Source organism: Acidovorax sp. GW821-FHT09B03, from assembly GCF_059418305.1.
In genome coordinates this window covers 60982-75952 of the sequence record NZ_JBWKPP010000024.1, presented here as the reverse complement: position 1 = coordinate 75952, position 14971 = coordinate 60982, and the positions used below count along the sequence as shown (strand labels likewise).

Sequence of the window (14971 nt, the reverse complement as noted above, 5' to 3'; positions counted from 1 at the left end):
ACACAGGAAGTTGGTAGCCGAGAAGCGCGGCCTGCAGCCAGTCGGCCGACTGCAAGCAAGGATACCGCAGCGGCCCGGCCGCAGCGTCAGGCGGGTTTCTGGGCGGTGGCCACCGCCACGGACGAGCCCCGCACCACCAGCCTGCCGGGCAGCAGCCGCTCCCGCGCGGGCGCCTGCAGGCCCTGCATGCGCTCGATGAGGCACTGCGCGGCACAGCGGCCAATGGCACCCGTGGGCTGCGCCACCGTGGTCAGGCCCGGGCCGATCAGGGGCGCCCATTCGGGGTCGTCGAAGCCGACAAAGCCGATGTCGGCCCCAAAGCTCCAGCCCAGCCGCACCATCGCTGCCGCCACCCGCAGCGTGACCACGGAATTGCCCGACACCACTGCACCGCGCGCGCCTTTGCCCCGCCGCGGGCCTAAAGCGCGCAGCGCGGCATCGAGCACCTCGTCCGACGCATCGGCCAGTTCCACCACCGAGCCCCGCACGCCCGGCCCGTGCGACGCCACGCACTGCGAGAACGCGGCCGCCCGCTCCAGGCGCGAACTCACGCCGGCCAGCGGCTGGGTGATGTAGAGCAGGTCGCTCCAGCCACCGTCGATCAAATGCGTGCAGGCGCCGCGCATGGCATCCTGGTTGTCCAATGACACGAAGTCGGCCTCCAGGCCCGCATGCCGGCGGTCCACCAGCACCGCCGGCCGGCCGTGCAGGGAGCTGAGTTCGGCCTGCCCCTCGTCCTGCCCCTGGGTGTTGAGGATGAAACCATCCACCTGGTAGCTTGCCAGGGCGTCGATGGCGCTGCGCTCGCGCTGGCGGTCATTGCCCAGGTTGAACAGCATCACCAGGTAGCCAGCCTCCTGGCAGGCCTCTTCGGCCCCGCGCAGCACGGCCACCGAGAAGGGGTTGGTGATGTCGGCCACCACCAGGCCGATCAGGCGCGAGCGCCCATGGCTGAGTGCCTGGGCCATGGGGCTGGGCACATAGCCGAGCTGGGCGATGGCAGCCTCGACCCGGGCCGCGATGTCGGGGCTGAGCAGGCGCTCGCGGTGGTTGAAGAAACGCGAGACGGTTGCCTTGGACACGCCGGCCGCGGCTGCCACGTCGGCAATCGTGGGCCGGTCTCGGCTAGCCGCATCGACAGGGGCGGCGGTAGGCGCCTTGGCGGTGGGTGCGCGCGGCTTGCGACTGCTCATGCGCCGATTGTCCCGTACACCGCGGCGGGCTTTTCGCCGGCCAGCGCCTGCAGCAGGTTGGTCACCGCCAACCGGGCCATGGCATGGCGCGTGCCATGCGTGGCCGAGCCGATGTGCGGCAGCGGCGTCACACGCGGGTGGGTGCGCAGGGGCGAGGCCAGCGGCAGCGGCTCGGTGGCGAACACATCGAGCCCTGCGGCATGCAGCGTGCCATGGTCCAGTGCAGCCAACAGGTCGTCCTCGACCACCGTGGCGCCGCGCCCGCCGTTGATGAAGATGGCGCCCGGCTTCATGGCCGCGAAGGCCCGCGCATCCACCAGGCCGCGCGTGCTGTCCGACAGCGGCAGCAGCGCCACCACGATGTCCGCGCGCGCCAGCAGGTCGTCAAGCGGCACATGCTCGGCCCGGCCCAGCAACATGGGCGCCTGCGCCGCCAGGTCCACAGGGCGGCGCGCGTGGTACAGCACAGGCATGCCAAAGCCCAGTGCCGCACGGCGCGCCACGGCCTGACCGATGCGGCCAAAGCCCAGCAGTCCCAACGTCTTGCCATGCACGTCGTGGCCGAACAGGTCTTCGCCGATGTTGCCATTCCAGCGGCCCTCGCGCACCATCTGCGACAGCTCCACCACCCGTCGGCAGGTGGCCAGGATCAGCGCGAAAACCGTGTCTGCCACGGTCTCATCGAGCACGCCCGGCGTATGGCACAGCACGATGCCGCGCGCCTGCAGGGCCTGCAGGTCGTAGTTGTCCACCCCCACCGAAATGCTGGAGATGGCCTGCAGCTGCGGCGCACGCGCCAGCAGCTCGGCGCCGATGGGAAAGCTCGCGCCGATCAGGCCATGGGCCCCGGCCAGCGCGGCATCGAAGGCCGCGCGCTGCGCCGGCTGGCGCGGGTCGGCCACGGTCACCTCGTGCACGGCCTGCAGGCGGGCCAGCTGGTCCGGCGGCAGGTCGCGGAACACCAGCACCTGCTTGCGGGTCGTCATAGGCCGGCCTGCTCCAGCTCTGCGCGTGTAGGCAGCCCCTCGGTGTCGCCCAGCACCTGCACGGCGCGGGCACCGATCCAGGCGCCGCGGCGCACCGCGTCGGGCACGCTGTGGCCAGCCAGCAGGGCGCTGACCACGCCCACGGCAAAGCCATCGCCCGCGCCCACGGTGTCCACCACCTCGGCCACAGGGAAACCGGCCACATGGCCGGTGCCCGCCACGTCGCTGTCGAAGTACGCACCCTGCGCACCGAGCTTGACGACCACCAGCTTGGCGCCCCGCTCCCGGTAGAACCTGGCCACGCCCTCAGGGGTGGTCTCGCCTGTGAGGAACACGCCCTCCTCCATGCCCGGCAGCACCCAGTCGGCAAAGCGCGAAAGCTCGTTGATCCAGTGCCGCATCACTTCGGGCGAGGACCACAGCGTGGGCCGCAGGTTCGGGTCGAACGAGATCGTGCGGCCCGCGGCGCGCATCACCTCCAGCGAGCGCAGCGCCGCCTGCAGGCTGGTCTCCGAGATCGCGGCGAACACGCCCGTGGCATGCAGGTGGCGCGCGCTGCGCAGCCAGGGCTCGTCCACATCGGCCGGGCCCATCTGGCTCGCGGCCGATCCCTTGCGGTGGTATTCGACCTGGGGGTCACGCCCATCGGTCACGCGCTCCTTGAACTGGAAGCCCGTGCGCTGCGTGGCATCCGAGGTCACGTGAGAGCAGTCGATGCCCTCGGCCTGCATGGTGGCCAGCAGCGATCGGCCCATGGAATCGGTGCCCAGGCGGCTGGCCCAGCCCACTTTCAGGCCCAGCCGCGCCAGGCCGATGGCCACATTGGTCTCGGCCCCGGCCGTGCGCTTGTGAAAGCCCGTGGCATGCTCCAGCGGCCCGGGCTCGTTGGCCACCAGCAGCAGCATGGCCTCGCCGAACAACGCCACGTCGAAGGCGGTTTCCTTGGCTGCGCTCATGCATGCCTCCGTGCATCGCGGATCACGGCCAATTGCGCGCGTGTCACCGCCGCCAGGTCATCCCCGATCAGCGGGTACTCGATGGCGTGCGGCACGTCCGCCGGCAGCACCCGCAAAATGGCGCGCCAGGGCGCCACCGAATCGGCCAGCGGCACCGCCACCCATTTGCCGGGCAGGCGTTGCACGCCCTTGCAGTGCACATAGCGCACGCGGTGCGCCAGGGCCTGCGCGGCCTGCAGCGGGCATTCGCCCTGCCAGTGCCAGTTGCCCATGTCGAAGGTCATGCCCAGGTCCAGTCCGGCGCGCTCCTGCGCATCGAAAAAGGCGGTCATGGCCGACAGCGTGCCGGCCGTGGCGGTCTGGTCGTTCTCGATCACCAGCTCCACCGGTCCGCCCACCAGCAGTTCCTTGAGCCGCGCCAGCGAGCCATGCGATGCTGTACCGAAGCCGCCGATGGCCATCTTCAGCCGCGGCGCACCGAGCACGCGGGCCGCCGACATGCCACGCGCCAGGGCAGCTTCGTCCAGCGCGCCGTCTACCGTCCACAGCCCCTCGGGGCTGGAGAACACTGCCGCCCGGCCCGCCAGCGCGGCCAGTTCGTTCACCGGGTCGCGCAGCATCTCACCGCGCACCTCGACACCATCGGCACCGGCCTCGCGGGCAAGGTCGGTGCACCACAGCTGGCCATGGCGCCCCACTTCGGCCGCGCCGAAGGAAGACAAAGAAATAAGGAGCTTCATCGACTGCATTTCTCGTTCATGCCCGCGCGCCGCGGCGCGGATCACCACCGCAGCTCAGTGCGCCTGGTGGGAGCTAAGGATCTGGCCCAGGAACTGGCGGGTCTTCTCGTGCCGGGGGTTGCCGAAGAACTCGGCCGGCGGCGCCTGCTCGAGGATCTTGCCGTCGGCCATGAAGATCACGCGGTCCGCCACGCTGCGGGCAAAGCCCATTTCGTGGGTCACGCACAGCATGGTCATGCCGTCCTCGGCCAGGCCGATCATGGTGTCCAGCACCTCCTTGACCATTTCGGGGTCCAGGGCCGAGGTGGGCTCGTCGAACAGCATCACCTTGGGGGCCATGCACAGCGCGCGCGCAATCGCCACACGCTGCTGCTGCCCGCCCGACAGCTGGCTCGGGTGCTTGTGCGCCTGCTCGGGGATGCGCACGCGCGTGAGGTATTTCATCGCCACCTCCTCGGCCTCGGACCGGCCCATGCCGCGCGAGCGCATCGGCGCCAGGGTGCAGTTCTCCAGAATGGTCAGGTGCGGGAACAGGTTGAACTGCTGGAACACCATGCCCACCTCGGCGCGCACGGCATCCACGTTCTTGCCACCAGCCGTGAGGTCGATGCCATCCACCTCGATGCGGCCCTTCTGCACGGCCTCCAGCCGGTTGATGCAGCGGATCAGGGTGGACTTGCCCGAGCCCGAGGGGCCGCAGATCACGATGCGCTCACCGGCGCGCACCGACAGGTCGATGTCGGTCAGCACCTGAAAGCTGTCGAACCACTTGTTGACCCCCTCCATGCGGATGATCGGCGGCGTGCCGGGGGCGGTCGTGACTGCGTCCGTCATGGCAGGAATCTCCCGTTCCTTGTATTTATTGCAGCTTGGGCAGATCGGTTTCGAGCCACTTGCGGTACAGCTTGTTGAGTTCGCCATTGGCCGTGTTGCGCGCCACGAAATCGTCCATGGACTTGTGCAGCTCTTCCTGGCCGGGCCGCATGGCGATGCCCATGGCCTGCTGCAGCAGGTTGAACTTGTTCTCGAAGGTGTTGGCCGGCACGCGCTTGGCGATCTGGGCCGCCACGGTGACCGAGCAGCCGATGGCATCGACCTGGCCCGAGATCAGCGCCTGCATGGCCGAGGCATCGTCGTCAAAGCGGCGGATCTCCGTGCCTTCGGGTGCGGCCTTGGTGACGGCCACGTCCTGGGTGCTGGCGCGGGCCACGCCCACGCGCACGCCCTTGAGGTCGGCCGCACTCTTGATGGCGCTGCCGGTCTTGCCGTACAGAACGATGGTGGCCGCCGCATAGGGCTGCGAGAACTGCACCTGCTTGGCGCGCTCGGGCGTGATGGCCAGCGAAGCCACCAGCACGTCGACCTTGTTGGTCAGCAGGAAGGGAATGCGGTTGGGGCCTGTGACGGGCACGAGGTTGACCTTGACGCCCAGGTCCTTGGCCAGCAGCCTGGCCACGTCGGCGTCGTAGCCATCGGGCTGGTTCTGCGCGTTGGTCGTGCCATAGGGCGGAAAGTCCACCAGCATGCCGATGGTGATCTCGCCCTTCTTCTTGATGTCGGCCACGCTTTGCGCGGACGCCAGCGGCGCGAAGGCCGTGAGCATGGCGCCCAGGCCCAGGGCCGCCAGGGCGGCGGTGGTGGTGCGGCGGTACAGCGAAAAAGTCATGGCATGTCTCCTGTGGGTTGTATGGAATGCGCGCTCGAAAATGGCAAAGGGGGACATCACCGCGCCAGCGCCCGGGCGCGCTTGCGCTCCATGCGCGCGGCCAGCAGCGACAGCGGCCAGCAGATGACGAAATACAGCGCTGCCACGGTGGTGAACACCTGCAGCGGCTGGAAGGTGGCGTTGTTGATGATCTGGCCCGCCCGCGTGATCTCGGTGAAGCCGATGATGGCGGCCAGCGAGGTGCCCTTGATGATCTGCACCACATAGCCCACCGTGGGCGGCAGCGCGATCTTGAAAGCCTGGGGCAGCACCACGAAACGCATGCGGGACACATAGTTCAGGTTCAGGGCCTGCGCCGCCTCCCACTGCCCGCGCGGGATGGCCTCGATGCAGCCGCGCCAGATCTCGCCCAAAAAGGCCGCGCTGTTGAGCACCAGCGCCATCCCCGCGGCCAGCCAGGGGTTGATATCGAGGCCCAGCACCGGCGCGCCGAAGAAGATCAGGAACAGCTGCAGCAGCAGCGGCGTGCCCTGGAACACCTGGATGAACAAGGTGGCGGCCCAGCGCGCGGCAGCGCTCTCGGAGGTGCGTGCCAGCGCCACCAGCAGCCCCAGCAGCGAGCCGCCCACGAAAGCCATGGCCGACAGCGCCAGCGTCCACTGGGCGGCCTGCACGATGAACCAGAACTCGGAAACTCCAAAGGTGCGCATGAACGGTCCTCAGCGACGGTCGGGGTAGTTGAGCGTGCGCTGGTAGATCAGCTTGAACAGCCCCGAGAACGACACGGCCAGCGCCAGGTAGATGGCGGCCACGACGATGTAGATCTCGAAGCTGCGAAAGGTCTGCGACTGCAGGTTGGCCGCCACCGAAGTCAGGTCGTCGGCCGAGATCACCGACACCACGGCCGAGCTGAGCATCAGCAAGATGAACTGGCTGGTGAGCGCCGGGTAGATCGCCTTGAGCGCAGGCTTGAGCACCACGAACCGGAAAATCTCCCAGGGCTTGAGGTTCAGCGCCTTGCCCGCCTCGATCTGCCCCTTGGGAATGGATTCGATGCCTGCGCGCACGATCTCCGCCGCATAGGCGCCCAGGTTCACCACCATCGCCGTCAGCGCCGCCGTGTAGGGCGACCAGCGCAGGCCGATGGCCGGCAGCGCAAAGAAAAAGAAGAACAGCTGCACGATGAACGGCGTGTTGCGGATCAGCTCGATGTAGGCATTGATGAGAAAGCGCAGCCAGGCCGGCCCCGAGGTCTTGCCCCAGGCGCAGGCAATGGCCACCACCAGCCCCAGCACCGTGGCGGTGAGCGAGAGCTGCACGGTGATCCAGGTGCCCTTGAGCAGCAGGGGCCACGCGGCAAAAACGGATTCGAACTGGAATTGGTAATTCACGGCGCAAGTCTATGAAACCGGTTTCAGACATGCACGAGGGATTTCCCGGGGAGGCGCCAAAACCTTCTGCGGGTAGGCGCCAGGTGACTGGGCCACAATGCCGCATGCGTTTTCAAACCGAACCCCCTTTCACCCACGGCCAGCCCGAACGCACCGCCATCCTGCTGTGCAACCTGGGCACGCCCGACGAGGCCACGGCCCCGGCGGTGCGCCGTTACCTGGGGCAGTTCCTGTCGGACCACCGCGTGGTGGAGATCCCCAAGCCCGTGTGGCTGCCCATCCTGCACGGCATCATCCTGCGCACGCGGCCGGCCAAGTCCGCCGCCAAGTACGCCAGCATCTGGACCCAGGACGGCTCGCCCCTGGCGCTGTGGACGGCCAAGCAGGCCACGCTCTTGCGCGGCTGGCTCGGTGAAGCCGGCCACCCGGTGGCGGTGCGCCACGCCATGCGCTATGGCAACCCGTCCATCGCCAGCCAGCTCGACGCGCTCAAGGCCGAAGGCGCCACGCGCATCCTCATCCTGCCGCTGTACCCGCAGTACTCGGGCACCACCACCGCCAGCGTGTTCGATGCGGTGTACGCCTGGGCCGCACGCACGCGCCATGTGCCCGAACTGCGCTTCGTGAACCGCTACCACGACCACCCCGGCTACATCGACGCCTTGGCGCGCAGCATCGAGGCGCACTGGAAGGCCAACGGCCAGCCCGACAAGCTGGTGATGAGCTTCCACGGCGTGCCCGAACGCACGCGCACGCTGGGCGATCCCTACCACTGCGAAAGCCTGAAGACCGGCCGCCTGCTGGCCCAGCGCCTGGGCCTGCGCGACGACCGCTATGTGCTCACCTTCCAGTCGCGCTTTGGCAAGGCCAAGTGGCTCGAGCCCTACACCCAGCCCACGGTCGAAGCCCTGGGCAAGGCCGGCACGCGCCGGGTGGACGTGGTCTGCCCGGGCTTCACCAGCGACTGCCTGGAGACGCTCGAAGAGATCAACATGGAGGTGCGCGAGGCCTTCCTGCACGCTGGCGGCCAGGAGTTCCACTACATCCCCTGCCTGAACGACAGCAGCCACTGGATCACCGCGCTGAGCCGCATCGCCCAGCAGCACCTGGCCGGCTGGCCCACCGAACCCGATGGCGCCGCCGCCCAGGCCGATGCACGCGAGCGCGCACTGGCTGGCGGTGCACCCAAGGGCCCGATGCCGCCGGTCCGCTGACGCGCCCCTGCCCCGCCTTTCCTTCCTGTTTTTCGTTGGCTCCCCTGCCCCGTTTCCGAATTGCCGTCCCCCATGCCCGCATCCGCCCGCGCCCTGTCTGCACACCAACTGCGGCTGATCATCGACCCCGCCACGCTGGGCTTTGCCAGCACGGCCGAACTCACCGGCCTGCCCCTGCCCTGGATCGGCCAGGAGCGCGCCGAGGCAGCCGCCCGCTTCGGCCTGGCCATGCAGCAGCCCGACTACCACCTCTTCGTGCTCGGTGACGTGGGCAGCGGCCGCGCGTCGCTGCTGCACCAGGCCATGCTGGCCGAGGCGGCACGGCGCCCCGTGCCCCCCGACCTGTGCTACCTGCACGACTTCGATGCACCGGACCGCCCGCGCGCCCTGCGCCTGCCCGCGGGCCAGGGCCGCCTGCTGCGCCAGGCCCTGGCCGACATGGGTACCCGGCTGGAGACCGAGGTGCCGCAGCACCTGGCCAACCCCACCTTCCTGGCCGATGCGGCGCGCGTGGAGCAGCGCTGGCAGGCGCAGGAGAACGACGCCCTGGTCGTGCTCGACGCCTTTGCGCTGGCGCGCCAGCTGCGCCTGGTGCGCAACAACGGGCAGATGGCCATCACCCCTCTGGGCCCGCGGGGCCAGCCGCTCAGCGAGGCCGAGGCGCGCGTACTGCCGCCCGAGCGCCGCGCCGCCATCGCACGCGACGAGGACGCGCTGCGCGCCGAGATCGACCGCTTCGCCCAGGCCATGCACCCGCTGGAGCGTGAACGCGATGCCGCGCTGGCCGCCCTGCGCCGCGCCGTGGTGCAGCCGCTGGTGCAGCAGGCGCTGCACGGCGCCCGCCAGATCGCCCCCCAGGCCACACGCCTGACCCAGTGGCTGGACCAGGTGGAACGCGCCCTGCTGGACAGCATCGACCTGCTGGAGCCCTACTACGGCGACAACGAAGCCGATGCCGAAGCCGATCGCAAGGACGACCTGGACGCGCTGCTGGCCCGCTGCCGCGTGAACCTGGCAGTGGACAACGGCGGGCGCAGCGGCGCCCCCGTGATCGTCGAGGACAACCCGCAGCAGCGCAGCCTGATGGGCAGCATCGACCATGGCGCCAATGCCGACGATGCCGACCCCGGGCAGGCCGACGTATCGGCCATCCATGCCGGCAGCCTGCTGCGCGCGCATGGCGGCTTCATCCTGCTGCACCTGCAGGACCTGACCGCCGAAGAAGGCTTGTGGCCGCGCGTGCGCCGCTTCCTGCGCAGCCGCCGGCTGCAGATCAGCGACGATGCGGGCGGCAGTGGCGCAGGCGGCGGGGCACCGGCCGGCCTGCAGCCCGAGCCGGTGGAAGTGGATGTGAAGATCGTGCTCGTCGGCTCGGTGGACGAGTACTACGCCCTGCAGGACAACGACCCCGAGGCCGCGCGCCGCTTTCGCGTGAAGGTGGACTTTGCCGACCGCTTCATCGCCACACCGGCCACGCACCGGGCCACGGCCACCTTCGTGGCGCAGTGCTGCGCGCAGCGCGGCCTGCCGCATTTCGGCCCCGAGGCCGTGGCCCTGCTCATCGAGCAAAGCCACCGCGAGGCCGACGACCAGGGCCGCCAGAGTGCCCGCTTCGCCCAGGCCGAGGCGCTGGTGATCGAGAGCGCGGCCCTGTGCCGCATGCGCAGCCCTGCCGACGCCACGGCCCTGGTGCAGGCCGCCGACGTGCAGGCCGCCCTGGCGGCGCAGCGCCTGCGCCACAACCAGACCGAGGAAGAGCTGCACCAGACCCTGGTCGAGGGCGAATGCCTCATCACCCTGCACGGCCAGGCCGTGGGCCAGGTCAACGCCCTGTCGCAGATCGACCTCACGGACTACCGCTTCGGCTTTCCGGTGCGCATCACGGCACGCAGCTTCGCGGGGCAGGAAGGGCTGCTCAACATCGACCGCGAGGTCCGCCTGTCCGGCCCCATCCACGACAAGGGCGTGCTCATCCTGCACGGCTACCTCACGGCCCTGTTCAGCCATGTGGCACCGCTGGCGCTCAACGCCTCCATCGTGTTCGAGCAGGAGTACAGCGGCGTGGAGGGCGACTCGGCCTCGTGCGCCGAACTGTATGCGCTGCTGTCCAGCCTGTCGGGCCTGCCACTGCGCCAGGGCATCGCGGTGACCGGCGCGCTCAACCAGCATGGCGAGGTGCTGCCCGTGGGCGGCATCAACGAAAAGATCGAGGGCTGGTTCCAGGCCTGCGCCGCCGCCGGGCTCGACGGCACGCAGGGCGCACTCATCCCGGCGCGCAACCAGCGCCACCTGATGCTGTCGCGCCCCATCCTCGAGGCGGTGGAGCGCGGCCTGTTCCACGTCTACACCGTGCAGCACGTGAGCGAGGGCATCGCCCTGCTCACGGGCGAGGCATCGGGCATGGGGCCGGGTGCGGTGCTGGCGGCTGACGCCGCCGACGAGGTGATTCAGACCGTGCTCAGCCGTGCGGAGCAGACCCTGCGCGCCTACCGGCGTGCGTGCCAGAGCGCGGGGCACACGCGGGCTGGGCGTTCGGGTAGAAGCGGTCGGCAACGCGGCTAAGGCCTGCAGGCAGCAGTACCTATCCCGGCTGCCGACCCAGTGTCTTCCCGCGCCCCAGCACATACCTCTCGTAGTGCCCTGGGGCAGCGTGCGGTAGCGTGCCATGTCCAGGTGCTTGAGGCCGCGCTCCCACTCCAGAGCCGCGTCGGACAATGGGTCCTGGCGCAAGCACCGCTAGGCGTAGATTGCCGCGAATGGCCGAAAGCCCAACCTCCGTTATCGAGCAAACACTACCGCACATGAACACTCCTGACCCGCAATAGAACGGACCTAGTACGCCATAGCGCCGGACGGCGCTGCGAAGGTCCAATCACTCGGCGCGTCGGACTTCCACAGCAGGAGCCAGATGGCGAATGTGGCGTGTTCACAAGCCTGAGTCCGGTAGGTGGGCCTGCGCAAAAGATCTTCGGTGAGGACGGATGGCAGTCCGTGGCACTGGGAATGCGCTTTGTAGCCTCACGAGTGGTCGATCTGGAGAGCCATGGGTGGCGGTTCTATTGGTCCAAAGATGGGGAACGCGCGGAGCCTTCAAGGCTGCTCGATAGCTACTGAACACAGCCACCAGATCTGGTGATGGAGGCGGGCTGACCAGTTCGGTCTGTGGAGGCGTTTGCGTTGGGGACATGACGCCCATTTGGAACGGAGAATCCTCGACGCAGTAGCAAGATCATTGCACCCTTAATCCTCCTGCGCCTATTAGGGCCCACCGCGCGATGGATCCTTCTTCTTTCGTCCTGGATGGTCGACCCCATAAACCCGATCAAGGTGCTTGCGCCAGGCCTTGAACATCTTCGCGGTTGTTTGCGAGCGCACACTGGTTCCCCACAGCCCCAACGGGGCCTGGGCATCCTCCGGCAGGCGTGGCGGCAGACGGGTGAAAAAGTAGAAAACCGGGCCGAAGAAAGGCAGCGCCGCGATCAGCACCCCGGCGACCTTGAAGAACATGTGATCGGCCGAGCGCCAGATGTGAACCCAGCAGGCGAGCGTGGCGCAGAACGACAGCAACAGCATGATGGGCAAAAGGGCTTCTCGGTCCATGGGTTGGTACGGTGGTTGGCGTTGTGGAGAGGCAAGGGCAATGGGCGGTATGAATTGATTGTGCTCGATGGTCCCCATCCGATCGAACACCCGTTCGGGGGATGGGGTTGATGCGCCGGGGACCGCGCCTCATCGGCACACACACGGCGGAGTCCCCAAGGTGACGATTTGCGCTCTCCTGCCCGTGTTTTCCCGCAACGGCCGCGATGGAACTGCGGCCGATACTGGTGCTGCCGTTGACGGGCTATGCGGCCTTGCGGCGGCGCATACATCTATAAGACCGACAGGAGACACGCCGTATGCCCATCCACCGCCCCGCGCCGCTGGCGCGCTCCCCCTTGCTTCCCACGCGCCGCCGCGTGCTGTCCTGCGCCGCCGCGGCCACCACCGTGGCCCTGCCCGGCTGGGCACTGGCCCAGCAGGCCGAGCCCTGGCGCATCGGCCAGACCGCAGCGCTCACGGGGCCGCTAGCGTTCCCGTTCGTGGAGATGAACAAGGGCATTGCCGCGGCCTTCCAGGAGGTCAACGAGCGCGGTGGCATCGACGGGCGGCGCCTGCAGTTCGCCAGCGCCGACGATGGCGGCGATCCGGCCAAGGCCGGCGCCAATGCGAAAAAGCTGCTGGAGGAGGACAAGGTCTTCGCCCTGCTGTCCTGCGGCGGCACCACCAGCGTGATGGGTGCGCTGCCCGTGGCCATGGCGGCAAAGGTGCCGGTGATCGCGCCCGGCACGGGCTCGGACGCGCTGCGGCCGTTCAACCCCCTGGTGTTCCATGCGCGCGCAAGCTATGCGCAGGAGCTGCACAAGATCGTGCAGCAACTGGGCTCCACGGGCTTCACCAAGTGCGCGGTAGCCTACATCGACAACCCGTTCGGCAAGGCCACGCTCGCGGCCTTCGACGCGGCGGCCAAGGTGCACAACAACAAGGACTGGAAGGCCTTCCTGCTGCCCGAGACCGAGGAGGGCGTGGCGCGCACGGTGGACGAGATCACGGCCTGGCAGCCCACGGCATTGATCTCGCTGGCCGTGGGGGCCGTGGGCATCCCGTTCTACAAGGCGCTGCGCCAGCGCGTGAAGGCGCCTGCGTTCTCGATCTCGTTCCTGGGCTCGCGGCCGCTGCTGGCGGCGCTGGGCGAATCGGCGCGCGGCATCACCGTGGCGCAGGTCGCGCCCAACCCCGACAACGTGGCCAAGCCCATCGTCAAGGCCTACCGCGATGCGCTCAAGGCCCACGCCGCCGGGGTCGAGCCGGGCTACTCGTCGCTGGAAGGCTACCTGAGCGCGCGCCTGATGATCGAGGCCCTGCGCCGCGCGGGCCGCACCGCATCGCGCGAGAAACTCATCGAGGCCCTGCACAGCATGCGCCCCTACGACATGGGCGGCTTCGAGCTGCGCTATGGCCCGCAGGACCACAACGGCACGGACTTCGTGGAACTGTCCTACTTCAACGGCGAGCGGTTCCGGCGCTGAAGTGAAGCACCCCCTGAGTCGCTTCGCGCCTTCACCCCTCTCTCGACTCGCTGCGCGAGTCGGGAGGGGGACGCCCCCGGTGCGGCGGGGCGGCCCTTGCACGGGGGCACTGGCCTTGGCCGTGCCAGTTTCGTGCTGCGTGGATAGCGCGCAACGCCATGAGCAGCTGACACGAATCAGTTGGGCGCCTGGCTCGCAGTGAACACCGCCAACTGGTCCGCGAACGCGCGCTGGTAGGCGGGCCGTGCCTCGCCCCGCGCTATGTAGGCGAGCAGGCTGGGCTGCTCGCCCAGCAATGGCGAGGCATCGCCCAGGCGGCGCAGCACGGTCACCATCAGCAGGTCGCCGGCGCTGAAGGTGTTGCCGTCCAGCCAGTCGGCTTCGCCCAGGCGCTGCGCCAGCTCGGCCAGCCGGGCGCGCACGCGCTCGTCCAGCATGGGCTGGCGCTGGGCGTACCAGGGCTTGTCCTGCTCCAGGATCTTCGCGGCACCCCACTCGACGATGGGCGGCTCCACGGTGTTGAGCGCGGCGAACATCCACATGATGGCGCGCGAACGTGCGTGGGCCTCGGCCGGCAGCAGGCCCGCATGGCTCTCGGCAATGTGCAGCACGATGGCGCCGGTCTCGAACAGCGCCAGGCTGCCTTCCTCGTAGGTGGGTATCTGCCCGAAGGGATGCAGCGCGCGGTGCGCGGGCGCCTTCATCTGTGCGAACGACACCAATCGCGTCCCGTAGGGCTGCCCCACCTCTTCCAGCGCCCAGCGCACGCGCATGTCGCGTGCCAGACCCCGGCCGCGGTCGGGGGATCGTTCGAAGGCGGTGATGGTGGTCGCTGGCATCAAGGCGCTCCTTCTGGTGTGCCGGGCCATTGTGCGCCCCTGCTGGCCCGGTGCGCCGCCTCAGAAGTGGTAGGCGACGCGTGCCGTGAACATGTTGCCGCGCTGCCGATAGGTCTTGCCGTAGAGGTAGGCGGCCTGCCAGCCGATCTCGCCCTGCCCGGTCTGGATGCTCCCGAACAGCGCCGGGCCCGCACGGTGCGACTGCCGCCCGGCCGGCGCCCAGCGGTCCCACTCGCCCAGCTCGCCAAAGCCCTGCGCGCCGAAGTGCAGGCCCGGCTTCCAGCGGTGGCGCACCTGCCACTGGTACTTGAGCTGCGTGGGCTGTTGCGAGAAGCCACCATAGCCCTTTTCGGCGAACACATTGGCGTTCAGTTGCGTGCGGCCGATGTCGGTCTGCAAAGCCGGTCCGAACTCCAGCGTGTGCCCCTCCCCCACATGCCTGGGCGCCGACACCATCGTATGGATGGCCAGGTCGAAAGGGACTTCGCCCTGGGTCAGCAGCAGGTCGTTCTGCCAGTTCCAGCTGGACAGCGTGGTCGGCATGTCCGACGCGGTGATCCAGCTGGCGATAACCGCGCTGTACCAGCGGCTGTTGACGTTCCAGCCCAGGCCGACCTCGGGCCACTTGGCCAGTGCGGAGCCACGCGACGCCACGGTCCAGTAGCGGAAATCAAGGGTCCGCACGCCGGGATTGCTGTACGCCGTGACCACGTAGTAGCCCGGGTCCGCGAACGCGGCCCCGCCGGCCAGGGCCGCAGGGATGCACAACACACGAAGAATCGAGCAGGACAACAGGCGCCTTTCCAGAAGATCAGGCCGGAGGGGGGAGTCTCCCCCCGCGAACAGCGGACAGTCCATTGTGCGGGCGCTCCACCTTGTGGTCGAGGACTGTTGGTTGAGCACAGGGCCACTGCGTT

General features: G+C 68.8%; 14 protein-coding genes. 3 read left to right on the top strand and 11 right to left on the bottom strand.

The genetic code is table 11. The annotated features are described in order from the left end of the window. Positions 1-86: 86 nt before the first annotated feature. Genes AC07PA_RS29285 through AC07PA_RS29250 form a run of 8 tightly spaced genes read right to left on the bottom strand, consistent with a single transcriptional unit; the run spans position 87 to position 6932 of the window. Positions 87-1193, bottom strand: coding sequence for a LacI family DNA-binding transcriptional regulator (locus AC07PA_RS29285; protein WP_494609713.1), 1107 nt, complete (start codon positions 1191-1193; stop codon positions 87-89). Beyond that, complete coding sequence (locus AC07PA_RS29280) at positions 1190-2179, bottom strand: 2-hydroxyacid dehydrogenase (protein ID WP_494609712.1); 990 nt, start codon at positions 2177-2179, stop codon at positions 1190-1192. Before AC07PA_RS29280 ends, AC07PA_RS29285 begins: the two co-directional genes overlap by 4 nt. After that, positions 2176-3135 carry a sugar kinase gene (locus AC07PA_RS29275; RefSeq protein WP_494609711.1) on the bottom strand — a complete coding sequence of 320 codons (960 nt, stop codon included), beginning with the start codon at positions 3133-3135 and terminating at the stop codon, positions 2176-2178. The genes AC07PA_RS29280 and AC07PA_RS29275 overlap by 4 nt, the downstream gene beginning before the upstream one ends. Further along, entirely contained in the window at positions 3132-3875 is a 744-nt protein-coding gene (locus AC07PA_RS29270; RefSeq protein WP_494609710.1) for a sugar phosphate isomerase/epimerase family protein, read from the bottom strand. Before AC07PA_RS29270 ends, AC07PA_RS29275 begins: the two co-directional genes overlap by 4 nt. A gap of 54 nt (positions 3876-3929) precedes the next feature. After that, on the bottom strand, positions 3930-4709 hold the full coding sequence (locus tag AC07PA_RS29265; RefSeq protein ID WP_494609709.1) for an amino acid ABC transporter ATP-binding protein: 780 nt from the start codon (positions 4707-4709) through the stop codon (positions 3930-3932). 25 nt (positions 4710-4734) lie between these two features. Beyond that, positions 4735-5541 carry a transporter substrate-binding domain-containing protein gene (locus tag AC07PA_RS29260; protein WP_494609708.1) on the bottom strand — a complete coding sequence of 269 codons (807 nt, stop codon included), beginning with the start codon at positions 5539-5541 and terminating at the stop codon, positions 4735-4737. A 56-nt stretch (positions 5542-5597) separates the two neighbouring features. Continuing rightward, a complete protein-coding gene (locus tag AC07PA_RS29255; RefSeq protein ID WP_007859633.1) occupies positions 5598-6251 on the bottom strand; it encodes an amino acid ABC transporter permease in 654 nt (217 codons plus the stop codon). A gap of 9 nt (positions 6252-6260) precedes the next feature. Beyond that, positions 6261-6932: an amino acid ABC transporter permease gene (locus AC07PA_RS29250; protein WP_007859634.1), complete on the bottom strand. Its 672-nt coding sequence runs from the start codon at positions 6930-6932 to the stop codon at positions 6261-6263. A 104-nt stretch (positions 6933-7036) separates the two neighbouring features. On the opposite strand from AC07PA_RS29250, the gene hemH reads away from it, so the two are divergent. Together hemH and AC07PA_RS29240 are read left to right on the top strand one after the other, a co-directional pair. Then, positions 7037-8146: a ferrochelatase gene (hemH, locus tag AC07PA_RS29245; protein ID WP_494609707.1), complete on the top strand. Its 1110-nt coding sequence runs from the start codon at positions 7037-7039 to the stop codon at positions 8144-8146. 72 nt (positions 8147-8218) lie between these two features. Next, positions 8219-10708 (top strand): AAA family ATPase, encoded by a 2490-nt coding sequence (locus tag AC07PA_RS29240; protein ID WP_494609706.1) that lies wholly within the window; start codon positions 8219-8221, stop codon positions 10706-10708. A gap of 696 nt (positions 10709-11404) precedes the next feature. Here the strand turns inward: AC07PA_RS29240 and AC07PA_RS29235 are convergent. Then, positions 11405-11746 (bottom strand): hypothetical protein, encoded by a 342-nt coding sequence (locus AC07PA_RS29235; RefSeq protein ID WP_494609705.1) that lies wholly within the window; start codon positions 11744-11746, stop codon positions 11405-11407. 299 nt (positions 11747-12045) lie between these two features. Between AC07PA_RS29235 and AC07PA_RS29230 the strand changes: the two genes are divergently transcribed. Continuing rightward, complete coding sequence (locus tag AC07PA_RS29230) at positions 12046-13215, top strand: ABC transporter substrate-binding protein (protein WP_494609704.1); 1170 nt, start codon at positions 12046-12048, stop codon at positions 13213-13215. Between the two features lie 176 nt (positions 13216-13391). Here AC07PA_RS29230 and AC07PA_RS29225 read toward each other — a convergent pair whose 3' ends face one another. Continuing rightward, positions 13392-14054 (bottom strand): glutathione S-transferase family protein, encoded by a 663-nt coding sequence (locus tag AC07PA_RS29225; protein ID WP_494609703.1) that lies wholly within the window; start codon positions 14052-14054, stop codon positions 13392-13394. A 60-nt stretch (positions 14055-14114) separates the two neighbouring features. After that, the gene (locus tag AC07PA_RS29220) at positions 14115-14825 is read right to left on the bottom strand and encodes a hypothetical protein (protein WP_494609702.1); all 711 of its coding nucleotides are present in this window, start codon (positions 14823-14825) and stop codon (positions 14115-14117) included. Positions 14826-14971: the final 146 nt, after the last annotated feature.

What these genes read in the sequence shown, in the direction of transcription:
- AC07PA_RS29255 (WP_007859633.1), bottom strand. Translation starts at nt 6,251, where the DNA reads ATGCGCACCTTTGGAGTTTCCGAGTTCTGGTTCATCGTGCAGGCCGCC.
- AC07PA_RS29285 (WP_494609713.1), bottom strand. Translation starts at nt 1,193, where the DNA reads ATGAGCAGTCGCAAGCCGCGCGCACCCACCGCCAAGGCGCCTACCGCC.
- AC07PA_RS29230 (WP_494609704.1), top strand. Translation starts at nt 12,046, where the DNA reads ATGCCCATCCACCGCCCCGCGCCGCTGGCGCGCTCCCCCTTGCTTCCC.
- hemH (WP_494609707.1), top strand. Translation starts at nt 7,037, where the DNA reads ATGCGTTTTCAAACCGAACCCCCTTTCACCCACGGCCAGCCCGAACGC.
- AC07PA_RS29275 (WP_494609711.1), bottom strand. Translation starts at nt 3,135, where the DNA reads ATGAGCGCAGCCAAGGAAACCGCCTTCGACGTGGCGTTGTTCGGCGAG.
- AC07PA_RS29260 (WP_494609708.1), bottom strand. Translation starts at nt 5,541, where the DNA reads ATGACTTTTTCGCTGTACCGCCGCACCACCACCGCCGCCCTGGCGGCC.
- AC07PA_RS29265 (WP_494609709.1), bottom strand. Translation starts at nt 4,709, where the DNA reads ATGACGGACGCAGTCACGACCGCCCCCGGCACGCCGCCGATCATCCGC.
- AC07PA_RS29270 (WP_494609710.1), bottom strand. Translation starts at nt 3,875, where the DNA reads ATGAAGCTCCTTATTTCTTTGTCTTCCTTCGGCGCGGCCGAAGTGGGG.
- AC07PA_RS29235 (WP_494609705.1), bottom strand. Translation starts at nt 11,746, where the DNA reads ATGGACCGAGAAGCCCTTTTGCCCATCATGCTGTTGCTGTCGTTCTGC.
- AC07PA_RS29240 (WP_494609706.1), top strand. Translation starts at nt 8,219, where the DNA reads ATGCCCGCATCCGCCCGCGCCCTGTCTGCACACCAACTGCGGCTGATC.
- AC07PA_RS29225 (WP_494609703.1), bottom strand. Translation starts at nt 14,054, where the DNA reads ATGCCAGCGACCACCATCACCGCCTTCGAACGATCCCCCGACCGCGGC.
- AC07PA_RS29280 (WP_494609712.1), bottom strand. Translation starts at nt 2,179, where the DNA reads ATGACGACCCGCAAGCAGGTGCTGGTGTTCCGCGACCTGCCGCCGGAC.